Raw genomic sequence first — 19014 nt, forward strand, 5'->3', positions numbered from 1 at the left:
AATGACGTGACGTGGGTCGATCGGGGTGGGTTGGAAGAGAATGCCAGAGGGCGCAGCCAGAGCTGTATCGATTGGCGAAGAAAGGACGTGATAGTTACAATGAAGGTCGGCTTCATTGGGATCGGGACAATGGGGCGTCCGATGACGCTCAATCTGCTCAAGGCCGGGCATGAAGTCGCGGTATATGCTCGTCATCCTGAGAAGCCCGGAGTTCGGGAAGTGCTCGGGGCGGGGGCCAGGCTAGTCCCTTCGCCGCGCGAGCTGGCCGCTGAAGTCGAGGTCGTCATCACGATGGTCCCCACCTCGCAGGATGTTGAACAACTGGTCACTGGTCCCGATGGCATTCTGGAAGGGGCGCGGCAGGGGCTGATCATCATCGATATGAGCACCATTGCACCGGCAACGAGCCGACGTCTGGCACAGCTCGCCAATGAGCGTGGAGTCTATTTTCTGGATGCGCCAGTGAGTGGCGGCTCGCAGGGGGCGATCGCGGGTACGCTGGCCATTATGGTCGGCGGCGAGCGCGACATCTTCGAACGGGTCCGTCCCTTGCTAGAAGCGATGGGCCAAGCCGAGCGCATCTTCTATGTGGGTCCCTCGGGGGCAGGAGAGGTTGTCAAGCTGGTCAACAATATGCTGGCCGGAGTGATTGCGGCGGCCACCGCTGAGGCCCTCGTGCTAGGAGTCAAGGCTGGCGCCGATGTGGAGCTGATGGCTAGCATTATCAGCGTCAGCACCGGCGCCAACTGGCAGCTTGCCAACCAATTCCCCATGCGCGCCTTTACTGGCAGCTTCCAGCCCGGTTTCATGACCGATCTCTTGCAGAAGGATCTCAACCTTGCGCTCGAACTGGGGGCGCAGTATCAGACGCCTCTGCCATTGACGGGGCTGACTCGCCAGCTCTATGAGATGGCCCGTGCCCAGGGCTATGGCCGCGAAGACTATACCGCTTTGCTCAAGGTCTTAGAGCGCCTGGCCGGCGTTGCAGTGCGCAGCCGCGCAGCTCTCAACCAGGAGCAAGCTAAATAAAAAAGTAATGGGTGCCAGGCCGTCCAGGTCAAGCGCGGATCACCCTCACCCGGCACGACGGACGGCCAGCAGGTCAGGCTTGCAGTCTCCCTGGAAAGAAGTCGCAGGCGCATCGCTTGAAATGTATATAATTTTTTATTGCCGCAGCCTGTTCCATCGCGATCTGCTCTCAGTTCTGGGAAGCCGGGCGCAGGCACGATGGCCGGGCAGGATCGAAAAGGAGGAATCATGATGGAACAGCTTTCTCACGAGCAGGCCAGCGAGAGGATCGTAGCGCTGGAGCGCCGGCTTAAGAAAGAGCAGCAAGCGAAGGCCCGCCGCAGCGGCGATGCCTGTCTGTCTCCTTCCTTCTCCCTTGTTACCAGCCTGGGTGCCGCTGACATTTCTGTCCCCACGGGGCCGAAGATCCCGCGACCCCTGCCACCGCGTTCTTCGAAGCGCTAGAGAGCGCCGCTTTTGGGAAGAAAGGGTCTTCTGGATGATGGTTGTGGTGAAGGAGGTTGGTTAGAGGCTATAGGGGATGATCAGGCTGCGTGCGAGCGTCATAGCGAGGGAGAGTAAGATAATCAGCCCGAAGTAGGCCACAGCTATGGCAATGCGGAAGCGCAGGGGGACATCGTAGTAGTGGCGCGGGCGAAAGGCATCTTCGCTACGCTGTGTCCAGAGGGCGGCGGCGCCGATGGCCAGCAAGAAGAAGAGCCAGGGAGAGAAGTCGCCATTGATCCAGAGCCAGATCTGGTAAGCCAGCAAGAGCAACAGGCCAACCAGGCAGAGGCGGCGATCGATTGCTCCTATAATGCGCCCGCCATCAAGCATCGGGGCAGGGATCAAATTCAACAGGTTGATAAAGAAGCCAAAGTAGGCGAGAGGCGCCCAGACGCCCGCCGGGTGGAACCAGGCCAGCAGCAGACAAACGGCGGAGCCTAGCGCTCCGGCCACTGGTCCGGCGATACCGATCTCTGCATCGTCGCGGGCATTCTGGGGATGGCGCTTCATCAGCACTGCAGCCCCCAGCAGAGGAATGAAGATCATGCCGCCGAGGGGGATACCTTTGGCCTTAATGACGATGGCGTGCCCCAGCTCGTGCACGAAGAGCAGCACCACAATCCCCAGGCCGAAAGCCCAGCCGAAGATCATCGCGTAGAAAGCCAGTGAGATCAGCGCTGAGATGCCGGCCCAGCCAAATTTCAGCAGCCAGCCGAGCCATTGGAACTTCAGGAGCAGAGCCAGCAACGCTGCGAGGCTGCCGCCCAGGCCAGCCAGTCCTTTCTTCCCTTTGATCCCCGGAGTGGATGGACCTTTTTCCGCCGTCTCTGCCGGGGTGCTCTCAACCTGACCTTGAGCCTCGTCGGAGGTATAGTGCACCACATCCGCCGGGCTACGATAAGGCTGCAGCTCTGCCTGACCGGCTGTTGCAGCGGGGGCCGGGCTAGGGTGCCAGCCAGATGAGAGGCGGTAAAAGTCGGGATGGGTATAGTCAAAGGTCCCTTCGAGCGAGGCAGTCGGCTCATTGCGATCGCCCTGGGCTGCGTAGCTGTAGGCCTGGCCTGGATCTCGCTCCATGCTGCTAGCCTCTCTCCTCCTTTTCTTGCTGTACTAATGTAATACTATTCTAGCACACGTTGGCCAAAAAAGCTTGTTCGCCAGGAGGGGTGAACGCTTTTCGAGATCGTAGGGAGGGCCTGCGGTGGGTCAGATCAAGCGCCTGAGTGAGCTGGTGAGGGGGCAAGGGAGAGAGGGACCCGGCCTTGCTTCCCTGCCCAGGCCTCAGTCAGTGAGGCAGGAGGTTGACGATCAGCAAGATCAGGGTCAGAACGGAGACGAACAGGACGGTTGCCCAGCCGAAGATATTGAACAGCAGCGAATTCCTGTGCTTACCCATCAGGCGGCGATTATTGACCAGGAGAATAATAAAGACCAGGATAATCGGCAGCATAGCCGTATTAATATCCTGGAGTATGATCAGCACCTGGAAGATGGGCAAGCCGGGGATCAAGGTTACCAGAACACCAAGCGCGATCAGCGCCGTAAAAAGACCCTGGAAGACTGGTGCCTCACGGAAGCTGCGCGAGAGGCTGCGCTCAAACCCGAAAGCTTCACAGATAGCGTAAGCCGTCGAGAGGGGCAAGACCGCCGCCGCCAGCAGCGAAGCGCCAAAGAGGCCGATGCCGAAGAGGAGCGAGGCGTAGGGGCCGGCCAGGTTGCGCAGAGCGAAAGCCGCATCCAGAGCCGTGCTTACCGGGTGATGGGAGACGAAGAGCGTCGCCCCCGTGGCCACAACGATGAAGAAAGAAATGATCGTCGCAAAGAGCGTCCCGCTATAGACGTCGATCTGCTCATAGATATACTCGCCGGCATGGATGCCCTTGTCAGCAACAGCGGACTGCACATAAAAGAGCATGTAGGGGCTGATGGTCGTCCCCACCAGGGCCGCTGCCATCAGCAGATAGCCGCTATCCCAGCTCCAGGTGGGGAGGACGCTCTGATGGGCAATTGCTCCCCAGTCAGGATGAGCGACGAAGGCGGCGGGAATGTAGGAGAGGAAGCCGAGGGACATGGCAATAAAGACCTTCTCGACGCGCCGGTAGGACCCTTTGATCACCAGCCACCAGAGTGACAGGCCGCAGACAGGGACAGTCACATAGAGCCAGGGTGTATGCACGTCCTGCGCCAGCACCTGCACGCTGGCGCCGATGCCAAGGAACTCTGAAATCGTAATGCCGGTGTTGGCGATCAGCAGAGCCAGCATAGCCAGCGCCGTCCAGCGTACCCCAAACTCCTCGCGGATCAGATCGGCCAGCCCCTTGCCAGTGACCGCTCCCATGCGGGCGCACATCTCCTGAATCACGGCTACAAAAAAGCTGCTGATGAAGAGGGCCCACAGCAGGCTATAGCCATAGTTGGCCCCAGCAGACGAGTAGGTCGCGATGCCCCCAGCGTCATTGCCCGCGTTGGCCGCAATCAAACCTGGACCGAGGACCGCCAGCAGCCGGATCAGAGGCGATGAGCGGCTCAGACGAAAAGGAAAACGGGACCGCGCCGGTTTCCTGCGGGTGGCGCGGTCCTTTCTCTGCAGCTCCGTTGTCTTCTGGCCAGATCTCTCCATAGCGCACCAGCATCAATTCAGCTAGCAAGGTGCCATCCGTCTTGGCCCCAAGCCGGAGGGAGTCGTCGATGTGTCGTGTCACCTGCGATCGCTTGCGCCCTCTACCTACAGGCTGGAGCGGGCCTACTATTTGAGCGCGCTTGCAGGGCGTGGTAATGATAGCACTCAGGCTGGTCTTCTGGCAAGGGGCAGACAGCAAAAGCAGACTGCCGGCTGGTGATGACGAAGTGGCCAGTCTCCCAGCCAGGCGTTGCTATTGTGCCTTCTTAATGCCCAGCAGGTGAAGGCGGAGCAGATTCAGGGCGGCGAGGGCCGAGCGGTACTTCTGGTCCTCGCGGCTGCCGCGCCAGCCGCTGCCGCTGGAAGTCACCAGACCTGCAGGTCCGGCGATGGCCAGGACCAGGGTGCCAGCAGGTTTCTGCTCGAACGGCTCAGGACCTGCTACGCCGGTAATCCCGATGCCGTAGTCGGCTCCCAGCCGCTGCCGGGCGAGCTGGGCCATGACACGCGCCGTCTCCTCGCTGACCAGGCCGGCCTCTGCGACTAGCTCGGTGGGGAGACCCATCTCCAGGGCTACAGCGCGGCTGTAGACTACCAGACCGCCGCGGAAGTAGCGCGAGCTGCCAGGTACATCGGTAATCAGGCTGGAGAGCAGCCCCCCGGTAAAGCTCTCCATGACCGCCAGGGTCTGACCGCGTTGGGCCAACATGGTACCGACCACGCTCGGGAGCGTCTCCTTGTCGACCCCAAAAATGTAGTCGCCCAGCACCTCGCGAATGCGCGCCTCAGTTTCGCGGACCAGGCGCTCGGCCTCCTCGCGACTGGCCGCCTTGGCCGTTATGCGCACATCCACGGCATCGCTCTTGGCATAGGTGGCTACCGTCGGATTGCTGGCATGAATGAAGGCTTCCAGCCGTTGCTCAACCGTCGACTCCCCCAGGCCGGTTACTCGGAGGATGCGCGTGAAGATCAGGCCTCCTGTATAGGGGCTGAGACGCGGAATTACTTCGGCCTCCCACATGCGATACATCTCGCGCGGTACCCCTGGCATGGCAACGATGATGCGGCCCTCTTTCTCAACCCACCAGCCGGGCGCCGTGCCCAGGGGATTCGGCAGGGGGCGCGCCGAGGGAATGAGGGTGGCCTGCTTGACGTTGCGCTCGGGCATCTGGACATTGCGGGCGGCAAACCAGGCGCGCAGCTCGGCCTCTAAGGTTGGGTCAACCTGCATGCGCTCGCCCAAAAGCGTGCTAATAGCCTCGCGCGTCAGATCGTCCTCGGTTGGTCCCAGGCCGCCAGTTATGATAATCAATTCAGAGCGTTCCCAGGCACGGCGCAGCGTCTCGACGATACGCTCTAAGTTATCCCCGACCTGGGAGACAAAATAGAGGTCGATCCCTAAACTGCTCAAGTTCTGCGCCAGGTAGGTGGCATTGGTATCGGTGATCTGGCCGAGCAGCAGCTCGGTCCCACAAGAAATAATCTCTGCCCGCATAACGCTGTCAAATCCTCCAGAGCAAGCGATACATGGTCCAGCCCGGCCAGCCAGCCAGCGAGCCGCAGTCTGCCTGGAAGCTTTCCCATCTGGCCAGGCTCCCCCTTCCTCTCGCCGTGGCCTTTCTTTCCACCCGCTCTGCGCTCGCTGGCTCACCTGACCACTCCCCCTTATCATACCACGTCTCAATATCTCTCAATATGTTGTGCCTGGAGATGAGAAAATCTCAATATCTTGTGGGCAAAGGCTTGTAATCGGGGAGGTTTCCTAGTATACTGTCCCGAGGAAGGTCGACCGGGGAAATCATAGCCGATAACTTGCCTGCAGGACAAGTTCTCTAGAAGTGAGTCCTATTTCCTACCTGCCCTTTCTTTGTCGTTCGTCCGGCACCGGGAGACGCGGCACATCAAGCGCATGGTGTGAATGGTGTGAGTGGTGTGTGGTAGGCGGGCGGCGACTGACGAGCTGTAATTTAAGAGAGGAGTAAGGCAGCATGTTAGAGCAGCAGGAGTCGAAGACTCCCAAAGCGCCTGGCGATACACCGAAGCGGACACAGCTAGAAGGTATTCGTCTCAAAGTCTTTCTGGATCGCTATTCGCTCAAGGATGCCAACGGCCAGCCTCTGGAGCACTATCCCGAAGAGCTATGGGCGCGTGTGGCGCGGGGAATCGCGGCAGTGGAGAAGACGGAGGAGCTGCGTGCCTACTGGGAGAAGCGCTTCTATGAGGCGATGGCTGACTTCAAATTTGTGCCTGGTGGGCGCATTCTGGCGGGAGCTGGCTCCGGCCATCAGGTGACCTTTTACAACTGCTACGTCATTCCCAGTCCGGAGGACAGCCGCCAGGGTATTCTTGACAACCTCAAGATCATGACCGAGATCATGGCTCGTGGCGGTGGTGTAGGCATCAACCTCTCGACCCTGCGGCCCCGTGGCTCTTACATCAAGACCGTCAACGGCACAGCCTCTGGCCCTTGCTCCTGGGCGCAGCTCTACTCGGTGGCCACGGGCGATGTCATCCAGCAAGGAGGCTCACGGCGCGGCGCCCTCATGCTCATGCTGGACGACACTCATCCTGACGTCGAAGAGTTCATCACGGTCAAGCGCACCGAAGGCAAGATTGAGCATGCCAATCTCTCGGTCTGCATCTCTGATCGCTTCATGCAGGCCGTCAAGAACGACGAGCCGTGGAATCTTATCTGGCAGGGTGAAGTCAAGAAGACGGTCCGCGCACGCGACCTCTGGGACCTGATCTGCAAGTCAGCCTGGGAGTCCGCTGAGCCAGGGGTCGTCTTCATGGACCGCTGCAACAAAGAGGCCAATACCTGGTATTACGAAAAAATCAACTGTGTTAACCCCTGCGTCACCGGTGAGACGCTCATCTACACCAGCGCGGGCCTTATTCCAGCGCGCGAGCTGGCCCAGAGTGGGTTGCCCGTAGAGATTGTCTCAGAAGATGTGGGCCTGCCAGTGGAGGCGCTTGTCGGTAGTGCTCCCCGTGCCAGTAGGAGCAAGCAGGGAGCAGCAGGAGGCAGCAGTCGGCTGTGCCTGGCCAGCCCTGTCTTTCCCACGGGGATCAAGCCCGTCTACCGGCTGCGCACGCGCGAAGGTTACAGCCTGCGCCTCACCGCTGATCACCGGGTTCTTACCACGAACGGCTGGAAAGCTGCTGCTGACCTCCGTCCGGGCGAGCAGCTCCATCTGCTACAGCATGGCGGAGCCTTTGGGAGAGAGGGCAGCGCCGAGGTAGGTCAGGCCCTGGCCTGGCTGAGCGTCAGTGTTAACGGTCTACCAGCTCCCGCCCCGGCGCTCACCGGGGACGCCCTGGCTCAGGCCCAGGCGTTCAGCGCCGTCGAAGAGTCAACACTGGGTCAGCGTCTGCCCGCCGCCGTCCTGCGTGGCAATCGCGCCATGCAGCAAGGTTTCCTGGCCATGCTCTTCTCGCTGGCTGGAAGCCTCACCTGCGATGGCCAGGACGGCTACGCCCTGTGCCTCAGCGGATGCCCGCATACACTGCTCGAAGATGTCCAGCGCCTCCTCCTGAACTTTGCCATTCTCTCCGAGATTCAGCCCGGGCGGCTGAGCCAGCCAGGAGGAGAGGCGGGTGACGAACTCTGCATCAGCGGCAGCCAGCTGCGACGCTTCAGCGACCAGATTGGCCTCTTGCCTGCCAGCCGCCAGCGCCTCCTGAACGCTGCACTTTCCCAGAGCGTGGCCTCCGAGGAACCAGCCAGCTACCTGGCGACCTTTGAGTGCCTGGAGCCGGATGGCGAAGAGCTGGTCTATGATCTTGTCGAGCCGCAGAGGCATCTCTTCATCGCCAATGGCCTCGTTGTGCATAACTGTGGAGAGCAGCCCCTGCCGCCCTGGGGTGTCTGCAACCTGGGAGCCCTCAACCTGGCCGCCTTTGTCAAAGACGGCGAAATGGACTATCAGCAGCTCGCCGAGACTGCTCGCGTGGCCATGCGCTTCCTGGACAACGTCATCGATGCCAACGAGTACTTTATCGAAGAGAACCGTCAGGCGCAAATGGCTACGCGGCGCACCGGCCTGGGCACGATGGGCCTGGCCGACGCCCTCATCAAAATGAAGATCCCCTACGGCAGCGACCGCTCTATCCCAGTCATTGAGCGCATCTATCGCACCATTCGTGATGCGGCCTACGATGCCTCGGCGGACATCGCTGCAGAAAAAGGGCCATTCCCGCGCTTTGACCGCGAGAAATACATGCAGGGGCGCTTTATCCAGCGTCTGCCCAAAGCCATCCAGGAGAAGATTCGCAAGCAAGGCATCCGTAATGCCGTCCTGCTAACCCAGGCGCCGACCGGCACCACCAGCCTCTTTGCCGGCGTCAGCTCCGGCATTGAGCCGGTCTACGACTTCGCTATGGTGCGCCGCGATCGCACTGGCGAGCATGTGCTTTACCATCCGCTCTTCAAAGCCTGGCGTGATGAACATCCGGGCGAACCGACTCCTGATTACTTCGTCGCCGCCAACGACCTCACACCAGAGCAGCACGTGCGTGTCCAGGCCACCATTCAGAAATATACCGACGCCAGCATCAGCAAGACCGTCAACGCTCCCAACAGCCACACGGTCGAAGACGTCAAAAAGCTCTACACGCTGGCCTATGAACTGGGCTGTAAAGGCATTACCTATATGCGCGACGGATCACGAGTTGGAGTACTCTCCCATATCGAAGACAAGAAAGCGGAACAACAGCAGCAGACACAGGTGGCTCAGGCCGCCCAGGATCAGCAGCTGCCCCAGAGCGAGAGCAGGTCTGAGCAAGGGGCGAGCCACGGACCGATGATCAAGCCCCCGCCCGAGGTCTTGCATGGCTACACCCGCAAGATTCGCGCTCCCGAGGGCAAAGTCAACGTCACCATCAACAGCGATGAGCACGGCCCGCTGGAGGTCTTCGTCAACGTCGGCAAAGCCGGCAGCGACATTCTGGCTCTGGCCGAGGCCCTGGGACGGCTCATCTCGCTCATCCTGCGCATTCCCAGCCCGCTTTCGCAGGTTGATCGGATGCGCGAAGTGGCTGAGCAGCTGCGGGGCATTGCCGGCAGCCGCTCTGTTGGCTTCGGTCCGCAGCAGATTCGCTCGCTGCCGGACGCCGTGGCCCGAGCGCTGGAGCTGCATCTAGAGATGCTCGAAAGTGGCTCGAACACCCCGGCCTCGCTCCATCATCAGCCGGAGAGCGAGAGCCACAGCAACAGTGCTGGCGCAGCCTTGCATGTCGGTTACCTCAACGTCACCGGTAACCTTTGCCCGCAATGCGGCTGCAACACGATGGTCTACGAAGAAGGCTGTCGCAAGTGCTATAGCTGCGGCCACAGCGAATGCTAAGCTGAGGCCTGGGAATTGCCTTGCTTTTAGCCGGGCCGGCGGAGCAGCGAAAAGAAGGTAGGCAGCGAAAAGAAGGTAGCAGAGCCAAACAGAGGGACGGAGGAACTCCGCGTAGGAAGCTTCCTCCGTCCCTCTGTTTATCTCATCTCAGGCGCTGCTTGCGGTCCGCAGCCAGCGGAATATCGGCGCGGAGCAAGCTCGCCAGGCCATGTCTGCCTTCCGAACATGCTCCCCACATGATGCATGGCGAGCGCAGAGGGAGCACCCGGGCAAAGCAGCGCCCAGGTACCAGAGCGGGCCTGGTGACAACCCTGACGAGGTTATACCTGGCCCGTCACTCTCCTCTTCTCCCTGATTGGGCTGGACGAGCCTATCCGTAACCGACCTCCACTTTACCTATCCCTGCCTGCTTGCTCGCCAGGAGCTAGACATGCAGGAAGTAGAAGAGAGGAGCCAGCACCAGTGTGATTGTGCTGAGCAGCTTAATGAGCACGTGCAGCGATGGGCCGGCAGTATCCTTGAAGGGGTCGCCCACTGTATCGCCGATCACGCTTGCCTTATGAGGTTCGCTCTTCTTCCCCAGAACGATCCCCTCGGGATCGTCGGGCGGGACGATCTCCCCTTTCACATTCACACGTAGATAGCCAGCCTCAATATATTTCTTGGCGTTATCCCAGGCACCACCGCCGTTGTTCAAGAAGAGAGCTACCACGATGCCACCCATTGTTGCCACCATCAACAGGCCGGCAGCCGCCTGGGGGCCGAGAATCACACCCACAGCGATCGGGGTCAAGACCGCGATCGTGCCGGGCAGCACCATCGCGCGCAGAGCGCCCGACGTACTGATGTCCACGCAGCGTGCATAATCTGGATCGACACGTTCCTCGGGATTCTCCGCCATAATACGCGGATTCTCGCGGAACTGGCGGCGCACCTCCTCGATCATACGCCCGGCGGCCTCCCCTACGGCTCGGATAGCCAGCGAGCTGAAGAAGAAGATCAAGGAGAGGCCAAGCAAACCCGCGATGAACGTGCTCAGATTGGCCAGATCGACGCGGTAGACCGTCGCATCATGGCGGAAGCTATAGAGCACATCCAGATAGGCACTGAAGAGCAGGAAAGCGGCCAGGGCCGCGGACCCGAGGCCGTAGCCCTTCGTCAGAGCCTTGGTCGTATTGCCGACGCTATCGAGTGCATCCGTGATAGCGCGCACCGACTCTGCCTGACCACTCATCTCGCTGATGCCGCCGGCGTTGTCTGTAATCGGACCGAAGGTATCCATCGTCAGAATATAGGCGCAGCTCATCAGCATACCGACGGTGGCCACAGCCGTACCGAAGATCCCGCTGACATTGATGGACCCCAGGGAGGGCAGCGGGATCTGAACCTGGCTGCCGAAAAAGTAAGACAGGCCCAGGGCGGCGCTGATCGCCAACACGGGTGGGACGATGCACTCGAAGCCCACCGTAATGCCGCTGATAATCGTAGTAGCCGGGCCGGTCAGCGTTGCCGCCGCGATCTCACGCACCGGTCGCCAGGTCCCGGAGGTGTAATACTGCGTGATAAAGACGAAGGCGATGCTCAGAGCAATACCGACCGTGCCAGCCAGAGCGAACCAGAGCCAGGCGGGCAAGCCATAGTTCGCCGAGACCGAACTCTGTCCGAGCAGCAAATAGCAGCCCAGGAACATCCCGATGAGCGAGAGAGCACAGGTAATATAGTAGCCGATATTCAGGCGCTGCATAGCAATCTGGCCGGGGTCGCGGCCAGCCGCCTTCTCGGGTTCAATCACAGCCGAAGCTCGGACCGAGAGCACACCGATAGCTGAGGCGATCAGCCCGAAGGCGCCCAGCACCAGCGGGAAGAGCATCCAGCCGATGTTGCCGGTGGCCTGATAGAGGGTGGCGCCCAGGATCATGGTACCGATATTTTCAGCCGCCGTCGACTCGAAGAGGTCGGCACCACGCCCAGCGCAGTCGCCCACATTGTCACCCACCAGATCCGCCACCACTGCCGGATTGCGAGGATCATCCTCGGGAATGTTCGCCTCAACCTTGCCGACCAGATCCGCCCCCATATCGGCGGCCTTGGTATAGATACCGCCGCCGAGCTGGGCGAAGAGGGCCACGAAGCTGGCACCGAAGCCAAAGCCAACGATCAACGACGGCGTCGTGGCCGGGCTGGAGAGGCCGCCAAAGATGGTGAAGAGCAGAGAGACACCCAGTATCGAAAGCGCCACCACCAGGAAGCCAGAAACGGCTCCCCCACGCAGGGCCACGACCAGGGCTTCGCCCAGGCTGCGGCGCGCTGCGCTGGCGGTGCGACTATTGGACTTCACGGCAACGTACATGCCTGTATAGCCCGAGATACCAGAGCAGAGCGCTCCCACCAGGAAAGCGAGAGCGGTGTGCCAGGCCAGATTGAACCGTGCAGCCAGCGTACCCTGGCCAAGGAGCGCCAGGGCGGCTGCCACCAGCACAGCTGCACCGACCGCCAGCAATGCGATGGTGCGATACTGCCGATTGAGAAAGGCGGTTGCGCCGGAGAAGATGGCATTCGCGATCTTCTGCATTGAAGGCGTACCTGTATCTCTCCGCAGCACGTCATTGATCAAAAAGGCCGCAAACAGCACGGCGAGGAGTCCCACACCGATGGGGACCAAGATGTAATAGACCATTCAACCTCCTTGGAAGGCAGATAGTGTCAAAACGAACACCCAGCTCAAAGTGAGGCCAGAACAATCTGGCGATGGCCGTGACAGTAGGAAGTAGCAAGGCCCTGGTGCGGGCGGACTGACGATGCTAGCAGTAGAACATTATTCTTATTTATCATATTATCCTGTCTTTCGTCAAGTTTGAAAAATAGCTAAAGCTGCCTCTAGGCCGGCTCTGAAAGACCCGTACTGGGCCTGCAGAACGCCGCTGGCTTCCCCCTTCCCTATCCCTCTGCTGCTAACATCTATAGTCGATAGCTAACCCCTGTAATTAAATAGCAAAAGATGCAGCCATAATCAATGCGTCCCCCTCTGTCCAGGACGCCCTGGGCCTGCACAGAGGGTAGCCTCTATCAGCCGACTGTTTACAGACCGGGCCTCGACCCTGCTGGGGTCGGGCAAAAATGGGGGAGTGCCTGTCGCCATGTCGGCAGGTGGGGAAAGAAGAGACTGGAAACGGCCCTTACCACCGAACCGAACAACAGAGCAAGCTACCTGGCTTAGGAGTTGGTAGCCTCCCTATGCCCACTATTAGCCTGTCAGTGAAGTGATCTAAGACGGAACGAAACTGGCCGAAACGAAACTGGTGGATTCGCGAAGAGGGATCGGCGAAGCCGCCTCTTTGCTGTTGTCTGCGGCAACGCCGACGCTGTGCGCCTGCCTGCACCTCACCGATCCCCTACTTTATGGCTGACACGAAAGCACCCTGCCTCTCCCCGGTGATTGGGTCACGGCTGCCACGCGGTGTGCGCCGGGGCTGGACCCGACCAGGGTGAAGGTGCTGCTGGCCTCACAGCGGCATATACGGACCACTGATGCGCTCAAAGCGTGGGCGGTAACGAGTTGGGTGGTAGTCATCCGGATTGACGCGCCGTGGTGGCTTGTCTTTTCCGGGCAGGTCAGTATAAATGATTTTGCCCTCGCGGTAGCCGGCCATCGCCCCGTGAATGCCCTGCTCTACCAGGCTCATTGCCATGTTGGCAAAATAGATAGCCATGTGGCGATCGTAGACATCTGGCTCGCCACTGCGCAGAATATAGGTCAGATCGATCGGCAGGAAGCGCACCCCGGGCAGGCGCTTGCTCAGCTGCTCGGCCAGGAACTCGGCCACGTTAGCCTTCTTGCGATGGCCGTAGGCATCCTCCGGGCCGACCTCTGGCACTGGCATACCCAGATTCGCCCCCTCTGAAAGGACCACGATCGAATAGTGGTTGGGATTATTGCGCCGGTCGCTGGCGACCAACTCGGCCAGCTGATCGATATTGGCTGGCACCTCGGGGATCAGCAGGCGGTCGGCCCAGGTCACGATAGCCGTTTCCAGAGCGGTAAAACCGGCATCGCGCCCAAAGAGGCGGAAGAGCGCCGTCTCGCTGTGGGAGCCGAGGGTCGAGCGCAGGCGTCCGATGAACTCACTGGCGCGGTTGATCGCCGTCTGGAAGCCAATGCAGTAATCAGTGCCAGGAACGTCGTTGTCCATCGTCTTCGGGATACCCCAAACGGGGACTCCCTTTGCCCCAAGCACAGCCCCGTAGCTCAGCGTGTCATCGCCGCCGATGACGACCAGGCCGTCCAGGCCTAGAAACTCAATATTGGCCAGAACCTCATCGGTCAGATCCAGGTACTCCTGCGCGTCGCGTCCCTCGCCGCGATGCTTGAGATGCTCGGGTAGCTCGCTCACGCGCACACGCGCAGGATTAGTGCGCGTCGAGAGCAAGATCGTCCCACCCTGGCGATCGATCGTGCGCGTATTCTGCCGGTTGAGTGGCAGCAGATAGTGATCGTCCCAGGTCTGGGGATCGTCGGCGCGAAAGATCTGCTCTTCGCGCGGTCGATTGCGGTTGAGGAAAGTGATGCCTCTCCACCCGTAGCGGAGACCGATGACGCTGATCCCCAGCGTCTCCGCCCGGTAGACCAGTGCTTTGATGGCGGCGTTCAGCCCCGGCACATCGCCCCCGCCGGTCAGGACGCCGAGCGTGCGGACGGGGCTTTTGATCTGTCCTGGCATGATTTCCTGTCCCTCCTGAGTTCCTAGGGATGCTAGGGATGTTTGCCTTTGCCAGTATCTCATAAACAACGGTTCTGGTAAATAGGTGACTGACCATTGGCAAACGGGGGCGGCGGGACAGAGGGATCAGAGTCGGGGAGCCCGACCCTGTCTCTGGCGCTCGCTGGGGGAGAACGTTACGCTCCCTCTTGCTTGCCTTGACAGGTCTGTGCTCCAGATTGTATGGTGATAACGGTCACTTCGTTCACTGGGGCCTCCTGCAACACCACTCTGTTATCCATCGACTAGAGGAGTCTGTGTCACCCTATGACTCAGCAAGAATCTGCCACTCCCATTAAGGTGAACTTCCATTTTGATCCGCTTTGCCCCCTGGCCTGGCGCACCGCACTCTGGATGCGTGAAGTGCGCCAGGTTCGTCCGGTGGCCGTGACCTGGCGCTTCTTCAGCCTGGAACTGGTCAATCGCAAGGAGGGGGTGCAGCCGAACTATGAAGATCACGGTTGGACTGGCCTGCGCACGCTGGCACTGGTGCGGCGTCGCGAAGGCAATGAAGGAGTGGAACGCTATTACCTGGCGCTGGGTGCTGCCCAGCATGGTCGCCGTGAGAGCATCGCCGATGCGGCTGGCGTGCGCGCTGCCCTGCAGCGGGCCGGCTTGAATGTGGGCCTGGTCGATGAGGCGCTGGCTGACGAGTCAACGATCCACGAAGTCCAGGCCGATCATCAGGAAGCAGTTGAGCGCTACCATGCCTTTGGGGTGCCTACCATTGCTCTGGAAGGCTCGCACGTGGGATTCTATGGCCCGGTCATTATCGAGGTCCCGCGGGGCGCCGAGGCTGGCGAGTACTGGGACCATTTCTACTGGGCCTTGCGCCAGCCGAATCTCTATGAGCTGAAGCGCGAGCGCGTCGGCGTCAAGCTGGAGCCGATCGCTGAGTAGGTTGATCCCTCTCCGCACGGTGTTGATACTGGTCCCAGAGGAAAAGACCCTGCCCGGTTGCTATTCGCAGAGGCCTTCCTCTCGGACCAGTCCTTCCCCCTCTTCTCCTTTCTGATTCTGCCCTCAGCTATCATCAGGAAAAGGCATAATATGGTACGATTCTGCTAATCAGCTCGCCGTACTGGTAAAAGAGGATGCCAGGTACTACAATGGAACACGAACGATCATGGTGACTGCACGGAGAGCTTGCTCGTGATTTTTTCACAGTTAGCCTTCTTTAAGAAAGGATGGCCTCCAGTTTGCTGGCGCATGAACTGGCGCCTTGCCGGCGCCTTGCTGCTGGCCTTGCTGGGTCTCTTCCTGGTGGGAGCCCGCTTAGCAATTTTTCTGGCCTCCTTGCCGACCGCTGTCAATACTCCTCCCCTGGTGATCCCAACCTTGCGCGAGTGGCATGGGGGGGTAGGGACCTTTACCTTGACCTCCGACGCGCGTATCGTGCTTGATCCTTCATCAGCGTCCCGCCTGCAGGCAACGGCGAGGGTCTTTCAGCAGGATTTGCAGGCCGTTGCCGCTCTGCGTTTGCCTATCATTACACAGGAAACTCCCAGCAACGGTGATCTCTTACTTACATTGAAGAACAATGATTCAGGAATCGGAAGCGAAGGCTATGTGCTGTCGATTGCCGATAGCCTGACTATCAGTGCTCACAGCGAGATGGGGGTCTTCTATGGCTCGCGCACAGTGCTCCAGATGCTCATGCAGGACCCCTTGAAGAGTCATCTGGCGCGAGGCGTAGCGCGCGACTATCCCCGCTACGCCGTGCGCGGTTTCATGCTGGACGTGGGCCGACGCTACTTTACTCCGGCTCTGCTGGAGGACTACGTGCGGCTCCTCTCCTGGTTTAAGATGAACGAATTCCAGCTGCACCTTAACGACAACGCCCCGGGAGCTGGTGAGCGCACTGACTGGCGACGACAATATGCGGCCTTCCGACTCCAGAGCGCACGTTTTCCCGGTCTGGCAGCGCGCGATGGAGCCTATAGTCGGGCAGATATGGCCTCCTTACAGGCGCTGGCCCGGACGCATGCCGTAACCATTCTGCCCGAAATTGATACTCCAGCCCACGATCTGGCCCTGACCCAATATCGCCCCGATCTGGCCAGTCCACACGCTTCCAAGGAATTCCTCAATCTCGCTAATCCTGCTACCATGCGCTTCGTTGAAGATCTCTGGAGCGAGTTCCTCCCCTGGTTCTCCAGCAGTCAGGTGCATATCGGAGCGGATGAGTATGCTCTCAATGATGCCGATCGCTATCGCACTTTCGTCAATCGCCTGGCGGCCTTCCTCAGTGGCAAGGGCAAGACGGTGCGCATCTGGGGCAGCCTCTCGCTGATGAAGAGCCACGTAGCGGTTGCGCGCAATATTGTGCTGGACATCTGGAACAATCGCTGGGCCAATCCGGTGCAGATGGTACGCGAGGGTTTTCAGATAGTCAACATGAATGATAACCTGCTCTACATCGTGCCGCGCGCCGGCTACTATCACGACTACCTGGACACCAAAACGCTCTACACGCGCTGGCAACCTTTCATCTTTGATCTATCCAATCCGCGTTTGAACCTGGCGCCGAACGATCCGCATCTATTGGGGGCCATGTTTGCTCTGTGGAATGACAAGCTCAACGTTGTCAGCGATGCCCAAATTGACGACCGCATCGAGCCGGCGGTGCGTGTGCTGAGCCAGAAGCTTTGGAGTGACGCCACGCCGCTCTCCTATGGTCAATTCGAGCAGCTGGCGCTCCAGCTCAGCAGCGTCCCGGGCGCCCATTTGCCCGAGCTGCCCCAGCCTTTTGAATTCACTCCGCACCAGCAGGGCGAGGGAGGCCGCTCCCTCAGTTGGTCGGAGCCGCTGGCGCTGGTCACGGTCTGGAGACGCCGCCTCTAGGTGCCGCTCGGGGTCTCGCCTGGCTCAGACGGAGAGCCAAAGCAGCGCACCCAGCGGGTCGAGCGTGCCTCTGGTACACTTGCTGCTTGCCAGTAGCTCCTGGAATGCAGATAGGGGGGCATCGTGTTTTCCTCTGTAGAGAGGCAAAGAGGCTCTCTACTGATGATGGTCGGTTATTGAAAAGCGGGGCAAGTATGTCTGCCCTCTAGAGATACCAGACAGCGTTAGGGAACGACGATGGCGCGTAGAGCCTGCCATCGTCGTTCTGTTCTCCTGGGGGAGAAAAAGGAGAACGGTCATGTCGAAGCGCACAAACAGTCCCATCTCGCCGGTATACCCTTCTGTTCTGGCAGAGGACAGCCGGCGTGGTTCTCATACAAAGCAGACGCCTCTCCCGCACGTCGTCATTATCGGTGGAGGCTTCGGCGGACTGCAGGCGGCGCGGGCGTTGGGAAAGGCTCCTGTAAGGGTCACCGTCATTGATCGCACGAATCACCATCTCTTTCAGCCTTTGCTCTATCAGGTGGCCACAGCAGCTCTCTCGCCTGCCGATATCAGCGCTCCAATCCGGCATGTGCTCAGGCGCAACAAAAATACGCGCGTGCTGCTGGCCGAGGTAACTGGCGTTGACACGGAAGGCAAGCGGGTGCTCCTGGGCGAGCATGGAGAGCAAAGTGTTCCTTACGATTACCTGGTCATTGCCACCGGGGCCGGCCAGAATTACTTTGGTCATCCTGAGTGGGCCCGCTACGCTCCGGGTCTGAAGACGCTAGAGGATGCCACACGTCTACGCCGGCAGATCCTGCTCGCCTTTGAAGCCGCCGAGATGGAGAGCGACCCCGATCGGCAACGCGCCCTGCTGACCTTTGTGCTGGTAGGGGCTGGTCCCACCGGCGTGGAAATGGCGGGAGCCATTGCCGAGCTGGCCCATAAAGCCCTGGCTGCCGACTTTCGCAACATCAATCCCCACTCGGCGCGCATCATCCTGGTTGAGGCGGCTCCGCGCATCTTGCTCTCCTTCCCGCCTGAGCTGGCGGAGAAGGCGCGTCGTGCCCTCAACCGCTTGGGCGTTGAAGTGCGTACCTCCACGCCGGTGGAGGCCGTCGATGAGAACGGCGTTCTGATCGCGGGGGAATATCTGCCGGCAAAGACCGTCATCTGGACTGCCGGGGTGAAGGCCTCACCGGCAGGACGCTGGCTTGGGGCCGAGGTTGATCGGGCCGGGCGCGTCAAGGTTAATCCCGATCTCAGCGTGCCGGGCCACCCTGACATCTTTGTCATCGGCGATACGGCCTGTGTCGAAGAGAAGGGACAACCGCTGCCCGGTCTCGCGCCTGTTGCCATGCAAGAGGGCCGCTATGTAGCGCGGGCCATCCTCCAGCGCCTGGCTGGTCAAGAGCCGGCGCCCTTCCACTACGTCAACAAGGGGAACCTGGCCACTGTGGGACGGGCCTGGGGCCTGCTGCAGATCGGCAAATTGCGTCTGGCAGGCTTCCTGGCCTGGATATTATGGCTGACCGTCCACATTTTCTATCTGATTGGCTTCCGCAATCGGGTCCTGGTCCTCTTTCAGTGGGCCTGGGCCTACCTCACCTTCCAGCGTGGAGCTCGCCTGATCCTCTATCCTGAGCGAGCTGACAGTCGCGAGGCGGTACCGCTGGCGGCCCTTGACTGAGGAAGCAGGCCAGGCGCTCCTTGCTGCTCAGCCCACAGACGTGCTGGACTGGCTGGAGGCGCCCGCCATCGGGGGAGAGTTACCTGTAGCGTAGGAAAGGCGATAGCCAGAACAGACTAGCGCTCTGGCTCCTTCTGTACCCGCTCCCCTGATGGCGGGCGTCTTGCGTTGAGAGAAAGGAACCTTGCCGCTCGCAGCCAACAGCTGAAACCCGGTGAGCTGCTGGCGCGTATCCTCTCTGGAGAGTAATTACTGGCT

At 60.3% G+C, this 19014-nt stretch carries 11 protein-coding genes; 6 read left to right on the top strand and 5 right to left on the bottom strand.

Annotation, left to right across the window (positions count from 1 at the left end):
- Window positions 1-87 precede the first annotated feature (87 nt).
- Window positions 88-1029, top strand: a complete 942-nt coding sequence (locus tag A4R35_RS22190) for an NAD(P)-dependent oxidoreductase (protein WP_189362181.1) — start codon at window positions 88-90, stop codon at window positions 1027-1029.
- Window positions 1030-1257: 228 nt separating this feature from the next.
- A complete protein-coding gene (locus A4R35_RS22195) occupies window positions 1258-1473 on the top strand; it encodes a hypothetical protein (RefSeq protein ID WP_146747303.1) in 216 nt (71 codons plus the stop codon).
- A 60-nt stretch (window positions 1474-1533) separates the two neighbouring features.
- Here the strand turns inward: A4R35_RS22195 and A4R35_RS22200 are convergent, their stop codons facing one another.
- The 3 genes from A4R35_RS22200 to A4R35_RS22210 form a co-directional block, all read right to left on the bottom strand.
- On the bottom strand, window positions 1534-2592 hold the full coding sequence (locus tag A4R35_RS22200; RefSeq protein ID WP_112433352.1) for a site-2 protease family protein: 1059 nt from the start codon (window positions 2590-2592) through the stop codon (window positions 1534-1536).
- A gap of 208 nt (window positions 2593-2800) precedes the next feature.
- Entirely contained in the window at window positions 2801-4135 is a 1335-nt protein-coding gene (locus A4R35_RS22205) for an Nramp family divalent metal transporter (RefSeq protein ID WP_112433354.1), read from the bottom strand.
- Window positions 4136-4388: 253 nt separating this feature from the next.
- Window positions 4389-5630: a competence/damage-inducible protein A gene (locus A4R35_RS22210; RefSeq protein ID WP_189362184.1), complete on the bottom strand. Its 1242-nt coding sequence runs from the start codon at window positions 5628-5630 to the stop codon at window positions 4389-4391.
- A gap of 493 nt (window positions 5631-6123) precedes the next feature.
- Here A4R35_RS22210 and A4R35_RS22215 point away from each other — a divergent pair, with 493 nt between their 5' ends.
- Complete coding sequence (locus A4R35_RS22215; RefSeq protein WP_112433358.1) at window positions 6124-9480, top strand: ribonucleotide reductase N-terminal alpha domain-containing protein; 3357 nt, start codon at window positions 6124-6126, stop codon at window positions 9478-9480.
- 424 nt (window positions 9481-9904) lie between these two features.
- On the opposite strand, the gene A4R35_RS22220 is transcribed toward A4R35_RS22215, so the two are convergent.
- Both A4R35_RS22220 and A4R35_RS22225 read right to left on the bottom strand, forming a co-directional pair.
- Window positions 9905-12157: a sodium-translocating pyrophosphatase gene (locus A4R35_RS22220; RefSeq protein ID WP_112433361.1), complete on the bottom strand. Its 2253-nt coding sequence runs from the start codon at window positions 12155-12157 to the stop codon at window positions 9905-9907.
- An 826-nt stretch (window positions 12158-12983) separates the two neighbouring features.
- Complete coding sequence (locus tag A4R35_RS22225) at window positions 12984-14198, bottom strand: 6-phosphofructokinase (RefSeq protein ID WP_112433363.1); 1215 nt, start codon at window positions 14196-14198, stop codon at window positions 12984-12986.
- 306 nt (window positions 14199-14504) lie between these two features.
- Here A4R35_RS22225 and A4R35_RS22230 point away from each other — a divergent pair, with 306 nt between their 5' ends.
- The 3 genes from A4R35_RS22230 to A4R35_RS22240 all read left to right on the top strand — a co-directional run bounded on the left by A4R35_RS22230 (window position 14505) and on the right by A4R35_RS22240 (window position 18756).
- Window positions 14505-15137 (top strand): mycothiol-dependent nitroreductase Rv2466c family protein, encoded by a 633-nt coding sequence (locus A4R35_RS22230; RefSeq protein ID WP_112433365.1) that lies wholly within the window; start codon window positions 14505-14507, stop codon window positions 15135-15137.
- Window positions 15138-15389: 252 nt separating this feature from the next.
- Window positions 15390-17081 (top strand): family 20 glycosylhydrolase, encoded by a 1692-nt coding sequence (locus A4R35_RS22235; protein WP_146747304.1) that lies wholly within the window; start codon window positions 15390-15392, stop codon window positions 17079-17081.
- Window positions 17082-17379: 298 nt separating this feature from the next.
- Entirely contained in the window at window positions 17380-18756 is a 1377-nt protein-coding gene (locus A4R35_RS22240) for an NAD(P)/FAD-dependent oxidoreductase (RefSeq protein WP_112433369.1), read from the top strand.
- Window positions 18757-19014 lie beyond the last annotated feature (258 nt).

The sequence above is a fragment of the Thermogemmatispora tikiterensis genome (assembly GCF_003268475.1).
In the GTDB taxonomy this organism is placed as follows: Bacteria; Chloroflexota; Ktedonobacteria; order Ktedonobacterales; family Ktedonobacteraceae; genus Thermogemmatispora; species Thermogemmatispora tikiterensis.

Bases quoted from the DNA above. Each gene is read 5' to 3' on its own strand.
- A4R35_RS22195 (WP_146747303.1), top strand. From the start codon at position 1,258: ATGATGGAACAGCTTTCTCACGAGCAGGCCAGCGAGAGGATCGTAGCG.
- A4R35_RS22200 (WP_112433352.1), bottom strand. From the start codon at position 2,592: ATGGAGCGAGATCCAGGCCAGGCCTACAGCTACGCAGCCCAGGGCGAT.
- A4R35_RS22205 (WP_112433354.1), bottom strand. From the start codon at position 4,135: ATGGAGAGATCTGGCCAGAAGACAACGGAGCTGCAGAGAAAGGACCGC.
- A4R35_RS22210 (WP_189362184.1), bottom strand. From the start codon at position 5,630: ATGCGGGCAGAGATTATTTCTTGTGGGACCGAGCTGCTGCTCGGCCAG.
- A4R35_RS22215 (WP_112433358.1), top strand. From the start codon at position 6,124: ATGTTAGAGCAGCAGGAGTCGAAGACTCCCAAAGCGCCTGGCGATACA.
- A4R35_RS22220 (WP_112433361.1), bottom strand. From the start codon at position 12,157: ATGGTCTATTACATCTTGGTCCCCATCGGTGTGGGACTCCTCGCCGTG.
- A4R35_RS22225 (WP_112433363.1), bottom strand. From the start codon at position 14,198: ATGCCAGGACAGATCAAAAGCCCCGTCCGCACGCTCGGCGTCCTGACC.
- A4R35_RS22230 (WP_112433365.1), top strand. From the start codon at position 14,505: ATGACTCAGCAAGAATCTGCCACTCCCATTAAGGTGAACTTCCATTTT.
- A4R35_RS22240 (WP_112433369.1), top strand. From the start codon at position 17,380: ATGTCGAAGCGCACAAACAGTCCCATCTCGCCGGTATACCCTTCTGTT.